We start from the raw sequence: 17,331 nt of genomic DNA on the forward strand, positions 1-17,331 counted from the left end.
AACGTTCGAACTGGATGTGTTCGGACACCGTGCCGGGATACAACACCAGGAGGTGCCCATGTCAGCGAAGGGCACGCGCGAAACAGCAAAAGGAACAGGACCTGGCGCCACCGACGCCAAGCGCGGTGACAACGGAGCCGTCTTGGCCGCCAGCAATCCGGCAAAGATCCGGAACGTGGCACTCGTGGGGCATTCAGGCTCTGGCAAATCGATGCTGGTGGAGGCCTTACTGGCCGCAACGGGTGCCATCACCCGGATGGGCTCCATCAGCGAAGGCACCACTGTCAGTGATTCGGACCCCTCCGCGATCCACCAGCAACGATCCGTCACGTTGTCCGTAGCCCCGGTTCTTGTGGGGGACATCAAGGTCAACCTGATCGACACCCCCGGTTACACCGACTTCACCGGCGAACTGCGCGCTGGTTTGAGGGCCGCAGATGCGGCCCTTTTCGTTGTGTCTGCTGTTGACGGAATTGACGGTGCCACTGTCGCGTTGTGGGGCGAGTGCGAGAAGATCCGGATGCCTCGAGCGGTGGTAATCAGCAAACTGGACCATCCCCGCGCTGACTTCAGAGCCGCCGTCGCGCGTTGCCAGGCAGCGTTCGGTGAGGCTGTCCTCCCGCTGTATCTCCCAGCGGTGGGCAACGCCGGACTCATCGGCGTGCTCCACGCCAGCGAGAATCCCGACGACACTGCGAATGAGGACCTGGAGCCGGTTTCGGATGTCGAAGAAGCCAGGGCACCCTTGATCGAAGGCATCATCGCCGAAAGCGAAGATGAAACCCTCATGGACAGGTACCTTGGCGGTGAAGAACTGCCCCTTGCGGACCTCATCAATGATCTTGAAACTGCGGTGGCACGGGGCAGCTTCTTCCCGGTTATGCCGACGTCGGCCGAAACGGGCCTGGGCCTTCCCGAACTCATGGCACTGTTGGCAGATGCCTTGCCGTCGCCGTTGGAACGAATCACCCCGGCGGTGATGAAACTGGACGGCTCCTCATTGAAGCCCTTGCCGTGTGACCCGGCCGGACGACTTGCCGCAGAAGTAGTGCGGACCACCGTGGATCCTTTCCTCGGCCGCGTCTGCTTGGTGCGGGTCTTTTCAGGGACCCTGCGGGAAGACTCTTCAATCCATATCGGCGGCAGGGGCTTGGCGGACCGGGGGCATGAGGACCACGACGCCGATGAGCGCATTACCCATCTCTACTCACCTGTGGGTTCGAGCCTTAAGGCCATTCCGCTGTGCATTGCCGGTGACATCTGCGCCATCAGCAAGCTGGCCAGCGCAGAGACAGGCGACACAGTCTCGGACCGTGAGGCGCCGCTACTTATCGAGACCTGGAACATGCCCGAGCCCTTGATGCCTGTAGCTATTGAAGGGGCATCGCGCAGTGATGAGGACGCACTTGCCAAGAGCATCGGAAAGGTTGCGGCAGCCGATCCAACACTTCGTTTGGAACGCAACCAGGATACGCACCAGCTCATCCTGTGGTGCATGGGAGAGGCCCACGCCGAGGTGGTCCTGGACAGGCTGCGGAACCAGGGTGTCAAACTCCAGACCGTGGATGTCATCACGCCCCTCAGGGAAACCTTTGCCAGCAAGGCAACCGGACATGGGCGGCATGTCAAGCAATCCGGCGGCCACGGACAGTTCGCTATCTGTGACATTGAGGTGGAGCCTCTGGCCCGCGGTGAGGGTTTCGAGTTCAGGGACAAAATCGTGGGCGGGGCAATCCCCGGGACATTTGTCACATCCGTCGAGAAGGGCGTCCGCTCACAAATGCTGAAGGGTGTCTCCGCCGGATTCCCTGTGGTGGACATCAAGGTGACGGTGGTAGGTGGAAAAACCCATAGTGTGGACTCCTCCGACGCAGCCTTCCAGGCGGCCGGCGCGTTGGCCCTGAGGGAAGCTGCGGCCACGGCCAGGATCCAGCTGCTGGAACCCGTCTCATCCGTTGTAATCAGCGTTCCCGACGAATACGTGGGCGCGGTGATGAGTGATCTGTCCGGACGCAGGGGCCGTGTGACCGGCACTACCGCCGCTGACGGTGAAGGAACGGAAATCAGTGCCGAAGTGCCGGATCAGGAGCTCCTTCGGTATGCCATAGAACTCCGTGCCCTCACTGCAGGGACGGGCCGTTTTCGTCGGTCCTTCCTTCGCCACGAACCCCTGCCGAAGCAGGTCTAGGCGTTCGCCCGCAAGAAAGCAGCAACTGCCGGGGCAAGCGCCGCCCCAACCTCGGCCGCCCCACGTTTCAGGCCCTTGACCGCGAACGAATGGTCACCGCCCTCGCTCCACTGGAGTGTCGCGGTCGGGCCTATCTTCGCCACCACTGCCTCCAGCAGTTCCGGCGTAGCGAACGTATCGCGTGTGCCTTGGAGGAAAAGCATGGGAACAGTGACGCCGTAGAGGTGTTCATCCCGCAGTTTCTCCGGCTTGCCAGGTGCGTGGAGCGGGTAGCCGAGGTACACCAAACCCACTGCGGGCATGCCCTCGGCTACTGCCATGGAAGCCATGCGTCCACCGAAGGATTTACCCGCTGCCCAAAGGGGCTCACCGTCGCCTAGCTCAGCTGCTTTGTCCATGACTGCCCGCCAGGTGGCGATGGCCAGCGGCGGGCGGTCCGGAAAACGCCTGCCAGCCTCTCGGTAGGGAAAGTTGAAGCGCAACGTGGCTACGCCTTCCACTGCCATCGCCTTGGCGAAACCTTCAAGGAACGGGTGTTCCATTCCGGCTCCCGCTCCGTGTGCCACAACAAGGGTGGCGAAGGGCTGCGGCGGCCGGATGTGGAGGGCGGACACTTCGGTTTCACCGACGGCTATGGTCACGGATGTTTCAGTGTTTGGCATGCCTCCATCATTGCCCACAAAACCAAAACGTCCCGGGTGCTGACGCGCACGGCCTAAACGCGGTAGCTTGTGGCCATGGCGAGCGAAGCAACCACTGTTACTGTCCCTGGTCCTGACGGCCCCCGCGAGGTCAGGATTTCGAGTCCCAGCCGGGTGATGTGGCCTGAAGCGGGACTAACCAAGCTGGACCTTGCCAACTACCTCATCGACGTCGGCGAGGCTTTCGTAACGGCAAACGGGAACCGGCCGATCAGCCTCCAGCGGTACTCGGGCAGCATTGAAGGCGAAATGTTCTTCTCCAAGAACCCGCCCAAAGGCGCCCCGGAGTACGTCCGGTCCGTGCCCGTAACCTACCCCAGCGCCCGTTCCCACCCGCAGTTGGTGATCGACGAGCCGGCGGCTGCAGTGTGGGCAGCCCAAATGAATACCGTGGTGTTCCACCCTTGGGCGTCCCGGGCCAATGATCCCGACAACCCGGACCAGCTCAGGATCGATCTGGATCCCCAACTTGGCACAGACTTCGACGACGCCATCCCGGCCGCCCTGGAACTGCGCTCCGTACTGGAAGAAGCCGGACTTACGGCGTTCATCAAAACCTCCGGCAACCGTGGTCTCCACATTTATGCACCTATCCATCCCAAGCATGAATTCCTGGATGTCCGTCACGCAGTGATTGCTGCCGGACGCGAGTTGGAGCGGCGCATGCCGGAGAAGGTCACTACGGCCTGGTGGAAAGAAGAACGCGGGACCAGGATTTTCGTGGACTTCAACCAAGCCAACAGGGACCGGACTATTGCCGGGGCCTACAGTCCCCGTGCAGTACCCACGGCCCAGGTGTCCTGCCCGTTGACGTGGGACGAACTGGAGAACGCCGATCCTGGGAAGTACACCATCAAGACAGTCCCGGATCGCTTGGCTAAAGTGGGCGACCCGTGGAAATCCATGCACGACCACCCGGGAGACATCGACGTCCTGCTGAAGTGGTGGGAGCGCGACGTCAAGAACGGTCAGGGCGAAATGCCCTTCCCACCGGAATTCCCCAAGATGCCGGGCGAACCCATGCGCGTGCAGCCGAGCCGGGCTCGCACGCCGGAGGAGTAGGCCGGAGAGACCGCAGCGGGAGTGCGTGTGCCGCGACGTCCACCGAGGGGGATACCGACTACCGCCCTCGCATGCGGCTGGCTTGCCAGCGGATTGGTGCTCAGCAGTTTCTTCCTCAGCGCCTGCACCGAACCCCCCGAACCGCAGCCGATTCAGCCCACCACCTCCGTACCGCTCATGCCAACAACAGTTCCACCTTCGACGACGGCCCCTCCCGCAGCACCCACACCCACCACATCTCCGGTGCCCACGGCGAGCGCTGTAACCACCCCTGCGTTCCAGGAGCTCCGCGCCACCCTTGAACTCTTCTCACGGGAGAAGCTGCAAGAAGGGGCATCGGCTGTCCTCATCAAGGCCAAGGTTGGCCAGCAGGAATGGACGCTCGCAGAAGGAGTCCTGACCCGGGAGGGACAGGCTGCTGTACAACCGGGGGACCGTTTCCCTGTAGGGGACCAGTTCCGGACGATGTTGGCAGTCTCCGTCATGAAGCTCGTGGAAGAGGGCCGGTTGGGGTTGGAGGACCCCGTCACGGCGTACCTTCCCGGCGCACTCACTGCAGGTAGTCCGGTGACGATCCGTCAGCTTCTTGGCGAAGCCGATGCCCTGGCCGACGCTGCGGCGCCCGATGCCGATGCCCTGTTGATCCGGGTGGTGGAGCAGCTTCGAGGCGCGCCGCTGGGGGCTGTCTTGCGAACGGACGTCCTGACACCTTTGAACCTCCAATCAACGGAGTTTCTGAATGCAGGCTCCACTGTCCCCGATGATGTAGTCCACGGTTACGTCCAAGTGGCGGGAGAAACCGTGGACGTTACCGGCACCAGGCTCCCGGACGGAATCGCCAACGGAGGGCTGGTGTCCACCGTGGAGGACATCTCCGTCTTCCAAGCCGCGCTGCTGAGGGGTCAGTTACTGTCCCCGGCCAGCCTTATCGAGATGAAGGGCACGGTGTTTGGTGACTATGGCCTCGGCCTGGACCACTGGGATGACCGCTGCACCAACGGCTTCTACTACGGCCACGCCGGGGACATCCCCGGGTACGGAAGTATTGCCATCAGCAGCGCCGATGGCAACCGTCAACTGTCCATTTTCATGGCCTATCCGCCGCAGCCATTCTCCTCCCAGCCGTCAGCGCTGGCACTGGAGATGACAGGCGTTGCACAAGTCGCCCTGAACTCGGGGTGCCGTTTCCAATTCCGGTAGCGGCCAGCAACACTCCGGCGGTTTATTCGAAGCGGGAGGGATCACCCGTTCCATAACGCACAACTTCGGCCACGCCGCTGGAAAAGTCAATCACGGTGGTGGGCTCCGAGCCGGTGTCGCCGGCATCGATAACGCCGTCCACTTGGTTGTCGAGGCGCTCCTTGATTTCCCACCCCTGGGTCAGCGGTTCTTCTTCATCCGGCAGCAGGAGCGTGCTGGAGAGCAAGGGCTCGCCCAGCTCGGCCAAGAGCGCCTGAACCACGCGGTGATCCGGGATGCGCACGCCCACGGTTTTCTTCTTGGGATGCAGAAGCCGTTTGGGAACTTCACGTGTGGCCGGGAGGATGAACGTGTAGCTGCCAGGGGTGACAGCCTTGATGCTCCTGAAAATGTCATTGTCCAGCATGACGAACTGCCCCATCTGGGCGAAGTCCTTGCAGACCAGGGTGAAATGGTGTTTGTCGTCGAGTTGCCTGATGGTCCTGATGCGGTCCAAAGCTTCCCTGTTGCCTATCTGTGCGCCGAGCGCGTAGCAGGAGTCAGTAGGGTAGGCGATCAAGCCGCCGCCTTGGAGCATGTTCACCACCTGGCCGATGGCGCGTGGTTGGGGATCTTCCGGGTGCACGTCAAAGAATCTGGCCATGGAAAGAGCCTACGACAAAGCTATGACAGGACGTCCTTGTTGGAGAATTTTGCGTAGGCCAGCGCGCCGCAAACCGCGATGTAACCTGCTTGGAGGAGTGCGTTATCCCCGAACGATGTCCACGAGATCGGCTGCCGCAGCAGGTCCGCGAAGCCGAGCCAGTGGTGGCTGAACAGCCAGGGATGCATCCATTCAAGCTGGGGCAGGTTGTCGAGCACCTGCGAGACAACAGAGAGCACTATGGTGGCAGCCATGGCGCCCACCGGCACGTCCGTGAAGGTGGAGATCAGGAGCCCGATTGCGGAGAGTCCCAGCAGGGATACCGTGATGTACGCAGCGATCAGCAATGATCTCAACGCCGACTCGCCCACACTGATGGTGTCCCCTGACAGCAAAGTCACCGGACCCACAGGGAAAAGTACGACGCCGGCCAAGGCTCCGGAAGCTGCCACGGTGGCGGTAGCGGCGAAACAGAAAGCGACGGCCCCTGCATACTTCACCAGCAGCAGGCGTATCCGCCCGGCCGGAGCGAGGAGCAAGTACCGCAAGGTTCCCAGGTTGGCTTCCCCGGCGATGGTATCCCCGGCCACCACGCCGACAGTAAGTGGCAGGAACAAAGGAACACAGACCACCAAGGCAGTAACCGCGACGAACAGCCCGTTCTGGGTGATGCGGTCCAGGAACAGTGGACCGCGACCGGGAGCGGTGGGACGGGACGACAACTTGACGGCAACTGCGATCAAAACAGGTACGGCGGCGAGGGCGATCAGCATGGCCCACGTCCGAAGCCGCCGGAACAGCACTGACATTTCTGAGCCCAGGAGTGCCAATCCGATGCCAGGACGCATTGCAGTCTCTTGGGGCGGACCAGTCTCGTGGGAAGGGCCACTTTCGTGGGAAGGGCCAGCAGTTTCAGCCGACAACGTCGAATCCCTCCCCGGTCAGGGACACGAAACGTTCTTCCAGGCTCGCGTTCTGCACTGTGAAGCCGCGGACCCGGACACCGTCAGCAACCAAAGCAGCCACGATCGACTCCGGTTCGCGTCCATTAATCCCGGTGCCTAACACTGCAGTGGTGCCCCACGGACTGCCGGTTCCCGGTGCTTCGCCGGGAACCAGGCCAAGGCGCCTCAACACTTGGGACGCCAGTTCGACGTCGGGCGTTTGCACTACAACGTGTGCCTGACCAGCAGCTCCCAGCTCCTCCAAGGGGCCCTGTGCCACAAGGCGGCCGGCGCTCATGACGCCCACGTGGGTACACATCTGTTCCACCTCGGCAAGCAAATGGCTGGAGACGAACACTGTGGTCCCGCCCGCGGCGAGGGAGCGAACCAGGTTGCGGACTTCACGGGTGCCCTGGGGGTCCAAGCCATTGGTTGGTTCGTCCAGAACCAGGAGCTCCCGGGGCCTGAGCATTGCGTTCGCCAAACCGAGGCGTTGCTTCATGCCCAAGGAGTAGGCGCGGACCTTCTTCCCGGCGGCGTGCCCCAGTCCCACCCGTTCAAGGGCGTCGCGGACACGTTGCCGCCTGCTTGACGACGCCCCATGACGGTCGGCCGCATCCAAGCGCATCAAGTTTCCCGTCCCGGAGAGGAACGGGTAGAAGCCCGGACCTTCCACCAAAGCGCCGACGTCGGGGAGCACCGAAGCCGATGCCTGAGGCATCTCCCTGCCAAGGACGCGGATGTCACCGCTGCTTGCCGAAGCCAGGCCCAGCAGCACCCGGATGGTGGTGGTTTTCCCAGATCCATTCGGTCCCAGGAAGCCGAACACCGAGCCGCGGGGTACTTCAAGGTCAATGCCGTCCACCGCTGACCGGTGACCGAACCGCTTTACGAGTCCATGCGTTTCTATGGCGAGATCATGCGAGGGGACGGATGTCGTACGCTCAGTTGCACCAATCGACGCGGCGGTCCGGGTTTCGTTCACTGGGCGGCAGCGGCTGACTGAAGCCGTTCCAGAGGCACCGTGCCCGCAAAGACGCGACCGTCGTCGAGAATCAACACGCTCAGCAGCGAGGTGGTCAAGGCCCGGCCGCCGGGAACAGGCTGCAAGGCTTGGGATAGCTGGGGATCGGACGTGAGCTCCGCCGGAGCGGAACCGGCGGGCAAGGAGATCACGGAATCCCAACCCTTGCCAGTGACGGATGCTCCGGGACCGCGCATGTCAGGTACCGGGCGGGCCTGATCGGGTACCGGCACAGATGGCACCGCCATGGAAGGCACCGGCTTCACAGGCAGTACTTTCTCAGTGACGGTGGCCCCCGGCGGCGGGGTGAAATTGAACAACTCCGCGTCCGGCGTGGAAAGGTCCAACCGGGTGTATGCGAGCGAATACGCTGGTTCGGCCTGTCCGCTGGCCCTCACCTCGACACCCAAAGGCAGTCCGGTTTCGGAGTCGACGTTGATGGTCACCGAATCAACCAGGGTTTCGGTGCTGCGTGGATTAAGGACCAATGAGTAAGCGCTGCGGCCCGCCACTATTGAAGAATCAGCAGCTGACACCTCTGTGCTGGCATCCACGGCCGCAAGGAAACGGCTGGCCATGGCCTCCGGCGTTGGCATGTCCCGCGCAGTCATATCCGGCGCAGTCATATCCGGCGGGAGCATGTGCGGCTCAGATTTCTCCGTAGCGGTCGGTTTGGCAGGTACGGTCAGATGCGTAGCGCTGTTGTCCCTCGAATTGTAGAACCAGGCATCTCTGCCATTGATGACCACGTCACGTTCGGCCATCTGGTCCAGAACCTGCAACCGCGTCCTCAAAGGTCCATCCACATAGACCCGGGCCGTGTGGGAGCCAGTCAGGAACTCCAGGGCAGAGACGGCGCCCGGGGCGATGCCCGGACCTGGCGTGGGAACTTCCGGCAACCCCAGCTCGGCTGTTTGCTGCACAGTGCCGGACAACGCCCGCACCTCGGTGCGCGCAATCATAGCCAGGATTTCTTCAGCGGTCTTCGGCGGCAGGGAAACGGAGGCGCCGGCTTGGACCGAGCCAAACAGGACTGCAATCGCCAAGGCAAGAGGAATCAACAGAGCCGGCAGCCACCGCTGCCTGGTCCGCGCCAATGCTACCAACCACCGATCGTGAGAGGCATGAATCCAGACTACTCCGGTTGGCTGCGCCGATCACCTGCCCGATTACTCCCGGAACAGCTGACTCAGGCTTCAACCAGCTGCCGGGCCAATTCCACTGCGCCGTGGACCGGGGGCTGGGCAAGGATGCGGATTAAGGACGGATCTTCCAAGGACATCTTTCGTGTCACGGCCGCGGCGAGCTGGCTCTGATTCACTAACAGGGCGCCGGCCATGACCAGCGGAAGGTCCAATCCGAGCTCGCCCATGACTTGTCGGGCAAGCGTAGCCAGCGAGTGCGCGGCCTCTGCCTGGATGCGCAACGCAGCGGGATCGCCCTCGACTGCCAGGTCCAGGACAAGCGGGGCCAAGCCGGCCCAGTGGTCAGGTTCGGGCTTGGCGTAGAAGGAGTCCATGAGTTGCAAGGCATCCACGCTGGCCGTAGCCGCCATGAGTGCTCTGACCAGGGTGCCGGGCTCCAGCCCCGCGTAGTACTCGCGGAGCGCCTCCCGGACGGCGTCGCGCACCACCGAGTAGCCACCGCCTTCATCTCCCAGCAGGTACCCATAACCTCCGCTACGGGCTTCCCGTCCGTCCCGGTTCCGGCCCCACGCCACAGACCCGGTTCCCGCAACCACCACGGCACCGGCGTCCAGGCCTGCTGCCGCCAAGACAATTCGGGTGTCATGCACCACGTCGATTTTGGCGCCGGGGAAATGCTCCGTGAGTAAGGCGGAGAGGACTGCACGGCTTGCCGGGGTGTCTGCTCCGGCTGCTCCGGCACATACGGCTTGGATTCCGCCGCCCACGCTCGCGGCGATCCGGCGCAGCACCGCATCGGCGCCTTGGTGCCCAACGGAGGACAGGTTGGCGCTGGCTTCGGTGATTTCGACGCCGGAGCCACCCCGGGAGTCAGCGTCGCCGTGTGCTGTATCGGACCTGAGAGCGTGCGTCTTGGAACCGCCTATGTGGAGGCCAAGAACAGCGGGAGTCACAGGATCTCCGCCGACTCGGTGGTGTTCCACTGCTGTATTTCCTCCAACTGACGTCCCTTCGTTTCGGGTGCGAACTTTCGGATAAGTGACGGTCTTCGGATGCGGTTCCAGAGTGGGTTTAGACCAACTCGATCAACATTGGCATAGACCAATGGCGTTGTCCATAACTAGGATGTTCAATATGTCCAGCGAAGTCGAGCATGTAACGCCCAAATACTACCTCCTGAAAACCGAGGTACTCGGGCTTATAGCCGGACTCCAACCGGGCACGCTGATTCCCACCGAGCGCGCCCTTGCCGAAAAGTACACAACGTCCCGAACCACCGTCCGGCAGGCCATCAGCGAGCTTGTGGCGGAGGGGAAGCTGGGGCGCATCCAAGGCCACGGCACGTTCGTCGCGCCGCCTAAGGTGACGCACGTCCGGCAGCTGACCTCCTTTTCGGATGACGCCCGGACTCAGGGCCTGCGGCCGGATTCCACGGTGATTGCCCTCAACGTCGTCCGTTCTGATGCGGAGGTCGCCGCCCACCTGGGGCTTGACCAAGGTGACCAGGTGACCCGGCTGGAGCGGATCCGGTTGATTGAGGGGGAGCCGTTGGCTCATGAGATCGCCTGGCTTCCGGGGAAACTGCCGCGATTCAAGTCCAACCTGGCTAAAGCGGGCTCGCTTTATGCCGTTCTGGCAGATGTCTACGGGGTGAAGGTGGCCGACGTCGAGGACACTGTCGAGACGGCACTTGCCGGCCCGGCGGACGTCAGGCTGCTGGGAATAGAAATGGGAGCGCCATTGCTGGTGGTCCACCGCCTGGCCAGGGATGCGGGTGGCGCCCCGGTGGAGTGGACCCGCAGCGCATTTCGCGGCGACAGGTTCCGGTTCGTGTCGCGTGTGAAGTCAGGGAGCTAATCTGCCATCAGGAAACGCTAGCCCCGACGGTTTGCTGCAATGTGTTGCGCACAAACTCGGCACTCGGTTCCGCATAGGCAGCAACGATTCGGCTGAATAGGGCAATGCCCTCGGCCCCGGGCCAATCTGCAGGCAGGAAGTCCGAAGGCAAACCAGGGTCGAGGTACGGGATGATCCGCCACGTGTCGATGCAATGGACGTAAGTAGCAAAAGCTTCAGGGGAGGGCTCCAACGATTGGCCGGCATGCAGCGGAAGCGCGCCGCTGCCGTTGCCGCTGCCGTTGCCATGCTGACGAATGAAGTCCCTATGCAGACCGGCGACAGCCTCCAGGTCCCACCATTTGGCCGCAGCATCCTGAAGGCCTCCACCCACCAGTGGTGTATCCGTTACGAAGATCGTGGCCATGGCCCGGAGCTCGAGGTCGGCAAGAATTTCTTCCACTTCCACCCGAAGCGAATCAGGGCAAATCCACAAGCCGGCGGCTACCGTACCGCAGCCGATCCAGTGGAGCCTGCGCCGTAACTGATGCCGCTTCTCGCGCTCCGTCTCGGGGATGGAGAAAGAGATCAGGCACCAGGGATCCGACGTTGACATGCTGCGCGGATTGTAGATCCGGCGATCCCCACGGGCCAACATGGTTGCAGCGCCTTCTGTGAGGGTGAACCCGGGGACACCGTCACGGTTCTCCTGCAACAGCACATCTTTCTTGCGGAGACGGCCCAGAGCCGTCCGGGTTACTGTCCCGGACGTACCCAGGGCCTCCATGAGGGTCACTATGTCCTTGGTGGACATCCACCCTCCGGCATCACGCAGATACAGGCCAATGACGGTGCGCAGAAGCGACGTTGTACTCCCGGGGCGGGAGTCCATGTCGTCGAGGACGGCACTCACTTCCGGCTCACAGAAGTTCCGAGAGGACGTCGCGGATGGCTGCGACTCCCAGCTCAACCTCGGCGTAGCTTGTGCTCAACGGTGACAGTCCAATGCGCAGGCCGTGAGGAGGGCGGAAGTCGGGGATGACACCCTTTTCCCACAGCTTGGCGGTGACATCGGCGAAGAGCGGGTGGTCCACCGTTATGTGCGAGCCACGTTCGGCGGGATTGCGGGGACTCACAATCTCCGCACCAAGCGGCACCAGGAGTTCCTCGGAGAGCACGATCGCATACTCGGTCAGCTTGATCGACTTTTCACGGACGGCATCCATTCCCACGGTGCCGATCAACTCCACCATGTCCTTCAGGGGCTGCATGGCCAACACCGGAGGCGTTCCCGTGATGAACCTGCGCATGCCCTGCGCGGGCTTGTACGACTCCGTCATCCCGAACGGGTTATCCGCACCCATCCAACCCCAGATGGGCTGCTGCAAACGATCCTGCTGTGACGCATTGACGTAGGCGAAGGCCGGTGAACCTGGCCCGCCATTGAGGTACTTGTAGGTGCATCCGACGGCAAGGTCAACGCCCCATTCGTCCAGGTTCAGAGGCACGGAGCCAACGGAGTGGCACAGGTCCCACAGCATGAGGGCACCGGCTTGGTGCACCTTGGCGGTGATTCCTGCGGCATCTGCCAGGAATCCGGAGCGGTAGGCCACATGGCTGAGGACAACCACGGCGGTCCGTTCGCCGAGCAGCCCGTCCAGGTCCTCCGCCCGCACGCCACTGGCAGGGTTCGCGGCGATCCATTTGATGCTCGCCCCGCGCTCCTCTGCGATGCCCTCGATGATGAACCGGTCCGTAGGGAAGTTGTCGCGATCGATGATAATTTCGTCGCGGCCTGGCTGCGCGTCGACCGCAGCGCGGATCATCTTGTAGAGCATCACCGAGGTGGAGTCACCCACGGTGGTCTGTCCCGGAGCAGCCCCCAAGGCCACTTCGCCGATGCGGTCGCCCACTACGGTGGGCTCGTCCATCCATTGCTCATCCCACCCGCGGATGAGGCGGCTGCCCCAAGCGTCCTGAACGAAAGAAGCCAGATTCGCGGAGGTGACCTTCAGCGGACGTCCGAGTGAGTTGCCGTCCAGATATGAGACGAGCTGATCGGCGTCCGGGGCGTAAAAAGCATCACGCTGGGCGGCGAGGGGATCAGCGGCGTCCAGCTCGGCCGCCGTCGGCTTTTGGGTCTGCTGTGCTGTGGTCATGGTTCCTCCTGCGGAAGTATTGGGCGGCAGTGGCCGGGCGGCGTTGCTAATTGCCGATTTCGGTTCGGACGGCGTACAGCTCGGGGAAGAACGTGAGGTCCAAGGCGCGCTTAAGGAAGTCCACGCCTGAGGATCCGCCGGTGCCTACCTTGAAGCCGATGGTGCGTTGGACCGTCCGAAGGTGGCGGAAGCGCCAAGCTTGGAAGTTGTCCTCAATGTCCACCAGGTCCTCGCAGGCTTCGTAGAGGCCCCAGGGGGTATCGTCCGATTCGTAGATCTTCTGGAAGATAGGGACCAGATCCTTGCGGAATGTCCACGGCTCGCTCGTGTCCCGGTCAAGAATGTCGGCCGGGATGTCGTAACCGGCGCGCGCGAGGACCCTGAGGAAGGCGTCGTACAAGGTGGGTTCCTCAAGAAGCTTGCCGAGCAACGTATGAGCCTCGGGTTCACTTTCGAAGACGCGCAGCATTCCACGGTTCTTGTTGCCGAGCAGGAATTCAACGCCCCGGTATTGGTAGGACTGGAAGCCGGACGAGCTGCCCAGGAAACCGCGGAACTGCGCGTACTCACGGGGTGTGAGCGTTCCAAGCACGGACCATTGCTCGGTCATGGTGCGTTGGATGGCCTTTACCCGGGCGATGCACTTTAGGGCCTTGCCAAGGTTATCGGCGTCGAAGAGGCGCCGGGCTTCCAGCAGTTCGTGCAGGACCAGCTTCAGCCAGAGTTCGCTGGTCTGGTGCTGGATGATAAACAGCAACTCATCGTGGTGTTCGGGTTCGCTGAGGGGGTGCTGGGAGCTGAGCAGGCGGTCAAGGTCCAGATATCCGCCGTACGACATTGCATGCCGGAAATCCGTGCGGACAGTGTCCTCAATATCTCGGACGCTTTGGGCGGAATGGACTGTGGGCTTTTCCATACTTCGAGATTATCACTTCCATGACGAACGTCAAGAGAATGATTTACTCCTATTTTTTCCGCTTTGCTTCCGGCGGTCCAACTCTTCCAGCGCTCCACGCACCGGTGTCCCGTAGGCTGATGTTCAACCATTGGGGAAGGGGTCTGGCCATGAACTCCAGCGAAGGCACGCCGGTGTCCGTTTATCTGGATGTCGACGGCGTGGTGAACCCCTTCAGCCCCACGGGAACCACTGACTGGGGTGGCGAATGGACCATTGCAGATGCAGGAATTCTCGATGTCGCTTATGCGCCTGAAGCTGTCGCCGAACTCAACGACTTGGCGGCGCATCCCGCGGCCCGTTTCGTCTGGCTTACTACTTGGGAGCGCCTGGCCCCCGAGTTTTTGTGCCCTGCCATCGGCTTGAAAGGGCATGACTGGCCAGTGCTGTCCAGCCAAGGCTGGGATGAAGGTGCCGAATGGTGGAAATTGACGGCCCTCCAAAGGGATCTCGCCACTGCCGGCAGCGAGCGGATCATTTGGCTGGACGACCAACTCAGCCAGGAGTCCGATGCCCGATCCTGGGCCGAATACAGGCAGGATCGTGTGCTCTGCATCTCACCGGATCCCCGGAAGGGCCTGTCCCGTGGCGACCTCGCGGCCGTACGGGCGTACCTGGGCTGAACCGGAGCATTCGCACGTTTGTCCGCTCACCGGATGGCACGTAGGATTCTTAAGGTTTCAAGCCCGCCAGAGTGAATCCCACAAGCCGAGTCAGTTGAACAATTGCTGAACTATGCTGTGGATGGCAGGTATGGGGAAGTGAAACTGCTGAACGTCGACGACTCTGCAGATTGGGCAACAGGTGGATATCACCTTCATGGTCGCGCTGGTAATAGCGTTGGCCCTTTTCTTTGACTTCACCAACGGGTTTCACGACACTGCCAATGCGATGGCTACGCCTATCGCTACGGGGGCGATCAAGCCCAAGACGGCCGTCGCCCTGGCCGCCGTGCTCAATCTCGTGGGCGCGTTCCTCTCCACGGAAGTGGCCAAGACCATTTCCGGTGGACTGATCCGGGAAGGGTCGGACGGCATCCACATCACCCCGGACATCATCTTTGCCGGTCTCATGGGGGCTGTTCTCTGGAACATGATTACCTGGCTCAAGGGCCTGCCGTCGAGTTCCTCGCACGCACTGTTCGGCGGCCTCATCGGCGCAGCAGTTGTGGGCATCGGCTTCCATTCCATCAACTTCGAGACCGTGCTTCAGAAGGTGATCCTGCCCGCTATCTTCGCGCCGCTCATCGCAGGTCTCGTGGCGTACATCTGTACCCGCCTCGCATATGCGTTGACTTCGCGGCATGATCCTGAAACCGGTGACAAGCTCACGCAGAAACGTGGCGGCTTCCGCACTGGACAGATTTTCACGTCAAGCCTGGTGGCCTTGGCGCATGGTACCAATGACGCCCAGAAGACCATGGGCATCATTACTTTGGTCCTCATCGCAGGAGGTACGCAGGCACCGGGCAGCGGTCCCCAGTTCTGGGTCATAGCTGCCTGCGCTTTCGCCATCGCGATCGGTACGTACGCTGGTGGCTGGCGCATCATCCGCACCATGGGCTCGGGCCTCACCGAAGTAAAGCCGGCTCAGGGTTTCTCCGCTGAAACCAGTACAGCCTCTGCCATCCTGGCCTCATCCCACTTGGGCTTTGCCCTCTCCACTACACAGGTTGCCTCGGGCTCGGTCATCGGCTCAGGCCTCGGCCGCAAGGGCACATCTGTCCGCTGGGGCACGGCAGGAAAGATCGCCCTGGGATGGTTGTTTACCCTCCCGGCCTCGGCCATCGTCGGTGCGCTGACAGCTCTCCTGGTGAGCATCGGCGTCGTTGGCGTGGTCATTGCCGCAGTGGTGGGAACGGCCGCTGTCCTCTTCATGTTCGTGGTATCGCGTAGGTCGCACGTCGGCCACCACAACGCCGTCGAGGTTGAAGAGGCCGGCCACGCCGTGCGGTTCCGTAAGAAGAAGAAGTCCCGAAAGACCACCACCAGCGAGGATGTGCAGCGATGAAATGGTTGGAATTGCTGCAGGTGGCCGGAGTCACCCTCGTGGCCGCGGTTACTTTGGTCGTGCTCTATTCGTTGGGCGTACGCCTCACGGCCATCGCCGGTGACGCCAGGCAGAAATCGCCCGCTTTGGTCCGTTCGCTGGCCTTTGTTTGTTTTGGTCTCTGCGCACTGGCCGTCCTGTTCGGTATCTACTTGATCGTGCCCTACTTCGCAAAATAGCCGCCTTTCTAGCCGTCAGGTCCGTTCGGGAGAATAATCGGCAGTGTAGTTATGCAGATAGCTGCGTTGTTTTGATCCGGCAGATGTGGGGTTGTGATGACGTGCCGAACCCTGGAGCATCTCATCGGACTGGCGCTGGTTCCGGTCCTGATGCTGGGACTTTCGGCCTGCCTGCCTCCTGGTCAAGACGGTCTCCCGCCTGTCTCGAAATCGGCCTCACCAACAGCGGCCACTCAGTCGCCAACCAGCACGGCTCAGGCAGGCACCACACAAACGGCGCAGCCGGAGGGCACCCCGTTAGGGGACGCCACAGCAGAAAACATCCCGTCGCAGACGAGCTCTGCGGATGCCAGGACCGCGACACCGGAACCCACCGAAGTCGAGCCCGCCGACGGTTCCAGCGCCACCGCGCAACCGCAGGTGACACCAGGCCCCGAGGTGCCTTCCCAGGATCCCATCGTGGTGAGTTGGGTGCCCACCGGACCCATAGGGCCAAATGATCCAGCCCCGGGCCAGCGGTATCTCCTGCTCCAGCAATTCCAGTGCGAGGCTTTGGCGCAAAGCGTGGCAGGCGAAGCGGATGCTGCTGTCTGGCTGGCAGGTGCCGCCGTCTGCCGCGCCCTTCAGACCGGAAGCCAGGAGGACTGGCAGCGGGCGTCCGCCGCGGTCGCCACCACCCCACGGATCCCGCAACGGCAATGCCTTGAGTTCAGGGTGGCTGCCACGTCCGCATCTGTCGTGGCGCAGTACCGCAGCAATCCCGGCGGTATCTTCAAAGCGGAGCCGTCACCCGGAGAAGCGTGCCCGCGGCAATTGATCGGGCTGACCGTGGTTGACCAGGACTTGCGGCCCGTCCGCGGGTTGACCCGCGCCTCAGGTCCCGGGACAGGTGGCACCATTGTCCGCTTGGACGGTTATTACGTGCGGATAGGAGAGATCCTGTTCGACGGTGTTCCCACAGTTCCGGACATCGTGGCCGGGGGAGGGGACTATCAAACGTTGTACCTGCGAATGCCCCCGGCCGACGGAAGGGACACCATCCGGATTTCCATCAAGGACACGGTGGATGTCGCCGGAACGGTGACCTTCTTTTATGACGATTCCGCCGTTGACGGCAACACCCCACGTCCGCCGAATAAAGCTGCGACGCCACCGGATTCCAGGCAGGACGATGAAGCACCCGCTGTAAAGCCGGCAAAGACTCTGCCCGGTAGGGGAAGTCCTGTCCACTGACTCGCCCGGGATC

17 protein-coding genes are annotated in these 17,331 nt (G+C 62.3%); 8 read left to right on the top strand and 9 right to left on the bottom strand.

The genetic code is table 11. The features are described 5' to 3' along the window. Positions 1 to 58: 58 nt before the first annotated feature. Positions 59 to 2,188 (top strand): elongation factor G-like protein EF-G2, encoded by a 2,130-nt coding sequence (locus ACIQTW_RS00490; RefSeq protein ID WP_402932513.1) that lies wholly within the window; start codon positions 59 to 61, stop codon positions 2,186 to 2,188. Here ACIQTW_RS00490 and ACIQTW_RS00495 read toward each other — a convergent pair. Beyond that, positions 2,185 to 2,850, bottom strand: a complete 666-nt coding sequence (locus ACIQTW_RS00495; RefSeq protein ID WP_402932515.1) for an alpha/beta family hydrolase — start codon at positions 2,848 to 2,850, stop codon at positions 2,185 to 2,187. The genes ACIQTW_RS00490 and ACIQTW_RS00495 overlap by 4 nt on opposite strands. 75 nt (positions 2,851 to 2,925) lie before the next feature. On the opposite strand from ACIQTW_RS00495, the gene ligD reads away from it, so the two are divergent. Then, positions 2,926 to 3,951, top strand: coding sequence for a non-homologous end-joining DNA ligase (ligD, locus tag ACIQTW_RS00500; protein WP_402932518.1), 1,026 nt, complete (start codon positions 2,926 to 2,928; stop codon positions 3,949 to 3,951). Positions 3,952 to 4,194: 243 nt separating this feature from the next. Then, positions 4,195 to 5,151, top strand: coding sequence for a serine hydrolase domain-containing protein (locus ACIQTW_RS00505; protein ID WP_402932521.1), 957 nt, complete (start codon positions 4,195 to 4,197; stop codon positions 5,149 to 5,151). 22 nt (positions 5,152 to 5,173) lie between these two features. Here the strand turns inward: ACIQTW_RS00505 and ACIQTW_RS00510 are convergent, their stop codons facing one another. The 5 genes from ACIQTW_RS00510 to ACIQTW_RS00530 all read right to left on the bottom strand — a co-directional run bounded on the left by ACIQTW_RS00510 (position 5,174) and on the right by ACIQTW_RS00530 (position 9,890). After that, complete coding sequence (locus ACIQTW_RS00510) at positions 5,174 to 5,794, bottom strand: L-threonylcarbamoyladenylate synthase (protein WP_091467290.1); 621 nt, start codon at positions 5,792 to 5,794, stop codon at positions 5,174 to 5,176. A 20-nt stretch (positions 5,795 to 5,814) separates the two neighbouring features. Further along, positions 5,815 to 6,642, bottom strand: a complete 828-nt coding sequence (locus ACIQTW_RS00515) for an ABC transporter permease (protein WP_402932524.1) — start codon at positions 6,640 to 6,642, stop codon at positions 5,815 to 5,817. Between the two features lie 64 nt (positions 6,643 to 6,706). Beyond that, on the bottom strand, positions 6,707 to 7,723 hold the full coding sequence (locus ACIQTW_RS00520; protein WP_402932527.1) for an ABC transporter ATP-binding protein: 1,017 nt from the start codon (positions 7,721 to 7,723) through the stop codon (positions 6,707 to 6,709). Beyond that, positions 7,720 to 8,859 carry an outer membrane lipoprotein carrier protein LolA gene (locus ACIQTW_RS00525; RefSeq protein WP_402936151.1) on the bottom strand — a complete coding sequence of 380 codons (1,140 nt, stop codon included), beginning with the start codon at positions 8,857 to 8,859 and terminating at the stop codon, positions 7,720 to 7,722. The genes ACIQTW_RS00520 and ACIQTW_RS00525 overlap by 4 nt, the downstream gene beginning before the upstream one ends. Positions 8,860 to 8,951: 92 nt before the next feature. Then, complete coding sequence (locus ACIQTW_RS00530) at positions 8,952 to 9,890, bottom strand: N-acetylglucosamine kinase (protein ID WP_402932530.1); 939 nt, start codon at positions 9,888 to 9,890, stop codon at positions 8,952 to 8,954. 142 nt (positions 9,891 to 10,032) lie between these two features. Between ACIQTW_RS00530 and ACIQTW_RS00535 the strand changes: the two genes are divergently transcribed. Then, the gene (locus ACIQTW_RS00535; protein WP_402932533.1) at positions 10,033 to 10,764 is read left to right on the top strand and encodes a GntR family transcriptional regulator; all 732 of its coding nucleotides are present in this window, start codon (positions 10,033 to 10,035) and stop codon (positions 10,762 to 10,764) included. A gap of 7 nt (positions 10,765 to 10,771) precedes the next feature. Here ACIQTW_RS00535 and ACIQTW_RS00540 read toward each other — a convergent pair whose 3' ends face one another. Genes ACIQTW_RS00540 through kynA form a run of 3 tightly spaced genes read right to left on the bottom strand, consistent with a single transcriptional unit; the run spans position 10,772 to position 13,818 of the window. Next, the gene (locus ACIQTW_RS00540; protein ID WP_402932536.1) at positions 10,772 to 11,656 is read right to left on the bottom strand and encodes a PaaX family transcriptional regulator C-terminal domain-containing protein; all 885 of its coding nucleotides are present in this window, start codon (positions 11,654 to 11,656) and stop codon (positions 10,772 to 10,774) included. 7 nt (positions 11,657 to 11,663) lie between these two features. Further along, positions 11,664 to 12,902: a kynureninase gene (locus ACIQTW_RS00545; RefSeq protein WP_402932539.1), complete on the bottom strand. Its 1,239-nt coding sequence runs from the start codon at positions 12,900 to 12,902 to the stop codon at positions 11,664 to 11,666. A 46-nt stretch (positions 12,903 to 12,948) separates the two neighbouring features. Further along, the gene (gene kynA, locus ACIQTW_RS00550) at positions 12,949 to 13,818 is read right to left on the bottom strand and encodes a tryptophan 2,3-dioxygenase (protein ID WP_402932541.1); all 870 of its coding nucleotides are present in this window, start codon (positions 13,816 to 13,818) and stop codon (positions 12,949 to 12,951) included. A 149-nt stretch (positions 13,819 to 13,967) separates the two neighbouring features. Between kynA and ACIQTW_RS00555 the strand changes: the two genes are divergently transcribed. The 4 genes from ACIQTW_RS00555 (at position 13,968) to ACIQTW_RS00570 (ending at position 17,318) form a co-directional block, all read left to right on the top strand. Further along, positions 13,968 to 14,480: an HAD domain-containing protein gene (locus ACIQTW_RS00555; protein WP_402932544.1), complete on the top strand. Its 513-nt coding sequence runs from the start codon at positions 13,968 to 13,970 to the stop codon at positions 14,478 to 14,480. A gap of 181 nt (positions 14,481 to 14,661) precedes the next feature. Next, positions 14,662 to 15,867: an anion permease gene (locus ACIQTW_RS00560; RefSeq protein WP_402932547.1), complete on the top strand. Its 1,206-nt coding sequence runs from the start codon at positions 14,662 to 14,664 to the stop codon at positions 15,865 to 15,867. Beyond that, entirely contained in the window at positions 15,864 to 16,085 is a 222-nt protein-coding gene (locus ACIQTW_RS00565; RefSeq protein ID WP_402932550.1) for a hypothetical protein, read from the top strand. Before ACIQTW_RS00560 ends, ACIQTW_RS00565 begins: the two co-directional genes overlap by 4 nt. A 96-nt stretch (positions 16,086 to 16,181) precedes the next feature. After that, positions 16,182 to 17,318, top strand: a complete 1,137-nt coding sequence (locus tag ACIQTW_RS00570; protein ID WP_402932553.1) for a hypothetical protein — start codon at positions 16,182 to 16,184, stop codon at positions 17,316 to 17,318. Positions 17,319 to 17,331 lie beyond the last annotated feature (13 nt).

This window comes from Paenarthrobacter sp. NPDC090517 (assembly GCF_044769165.1).
GTDB lineage: Bacteria > Actinomycetota > Actinomycetes > Actinomycetales > Micrococcaceae > Arthrobacter.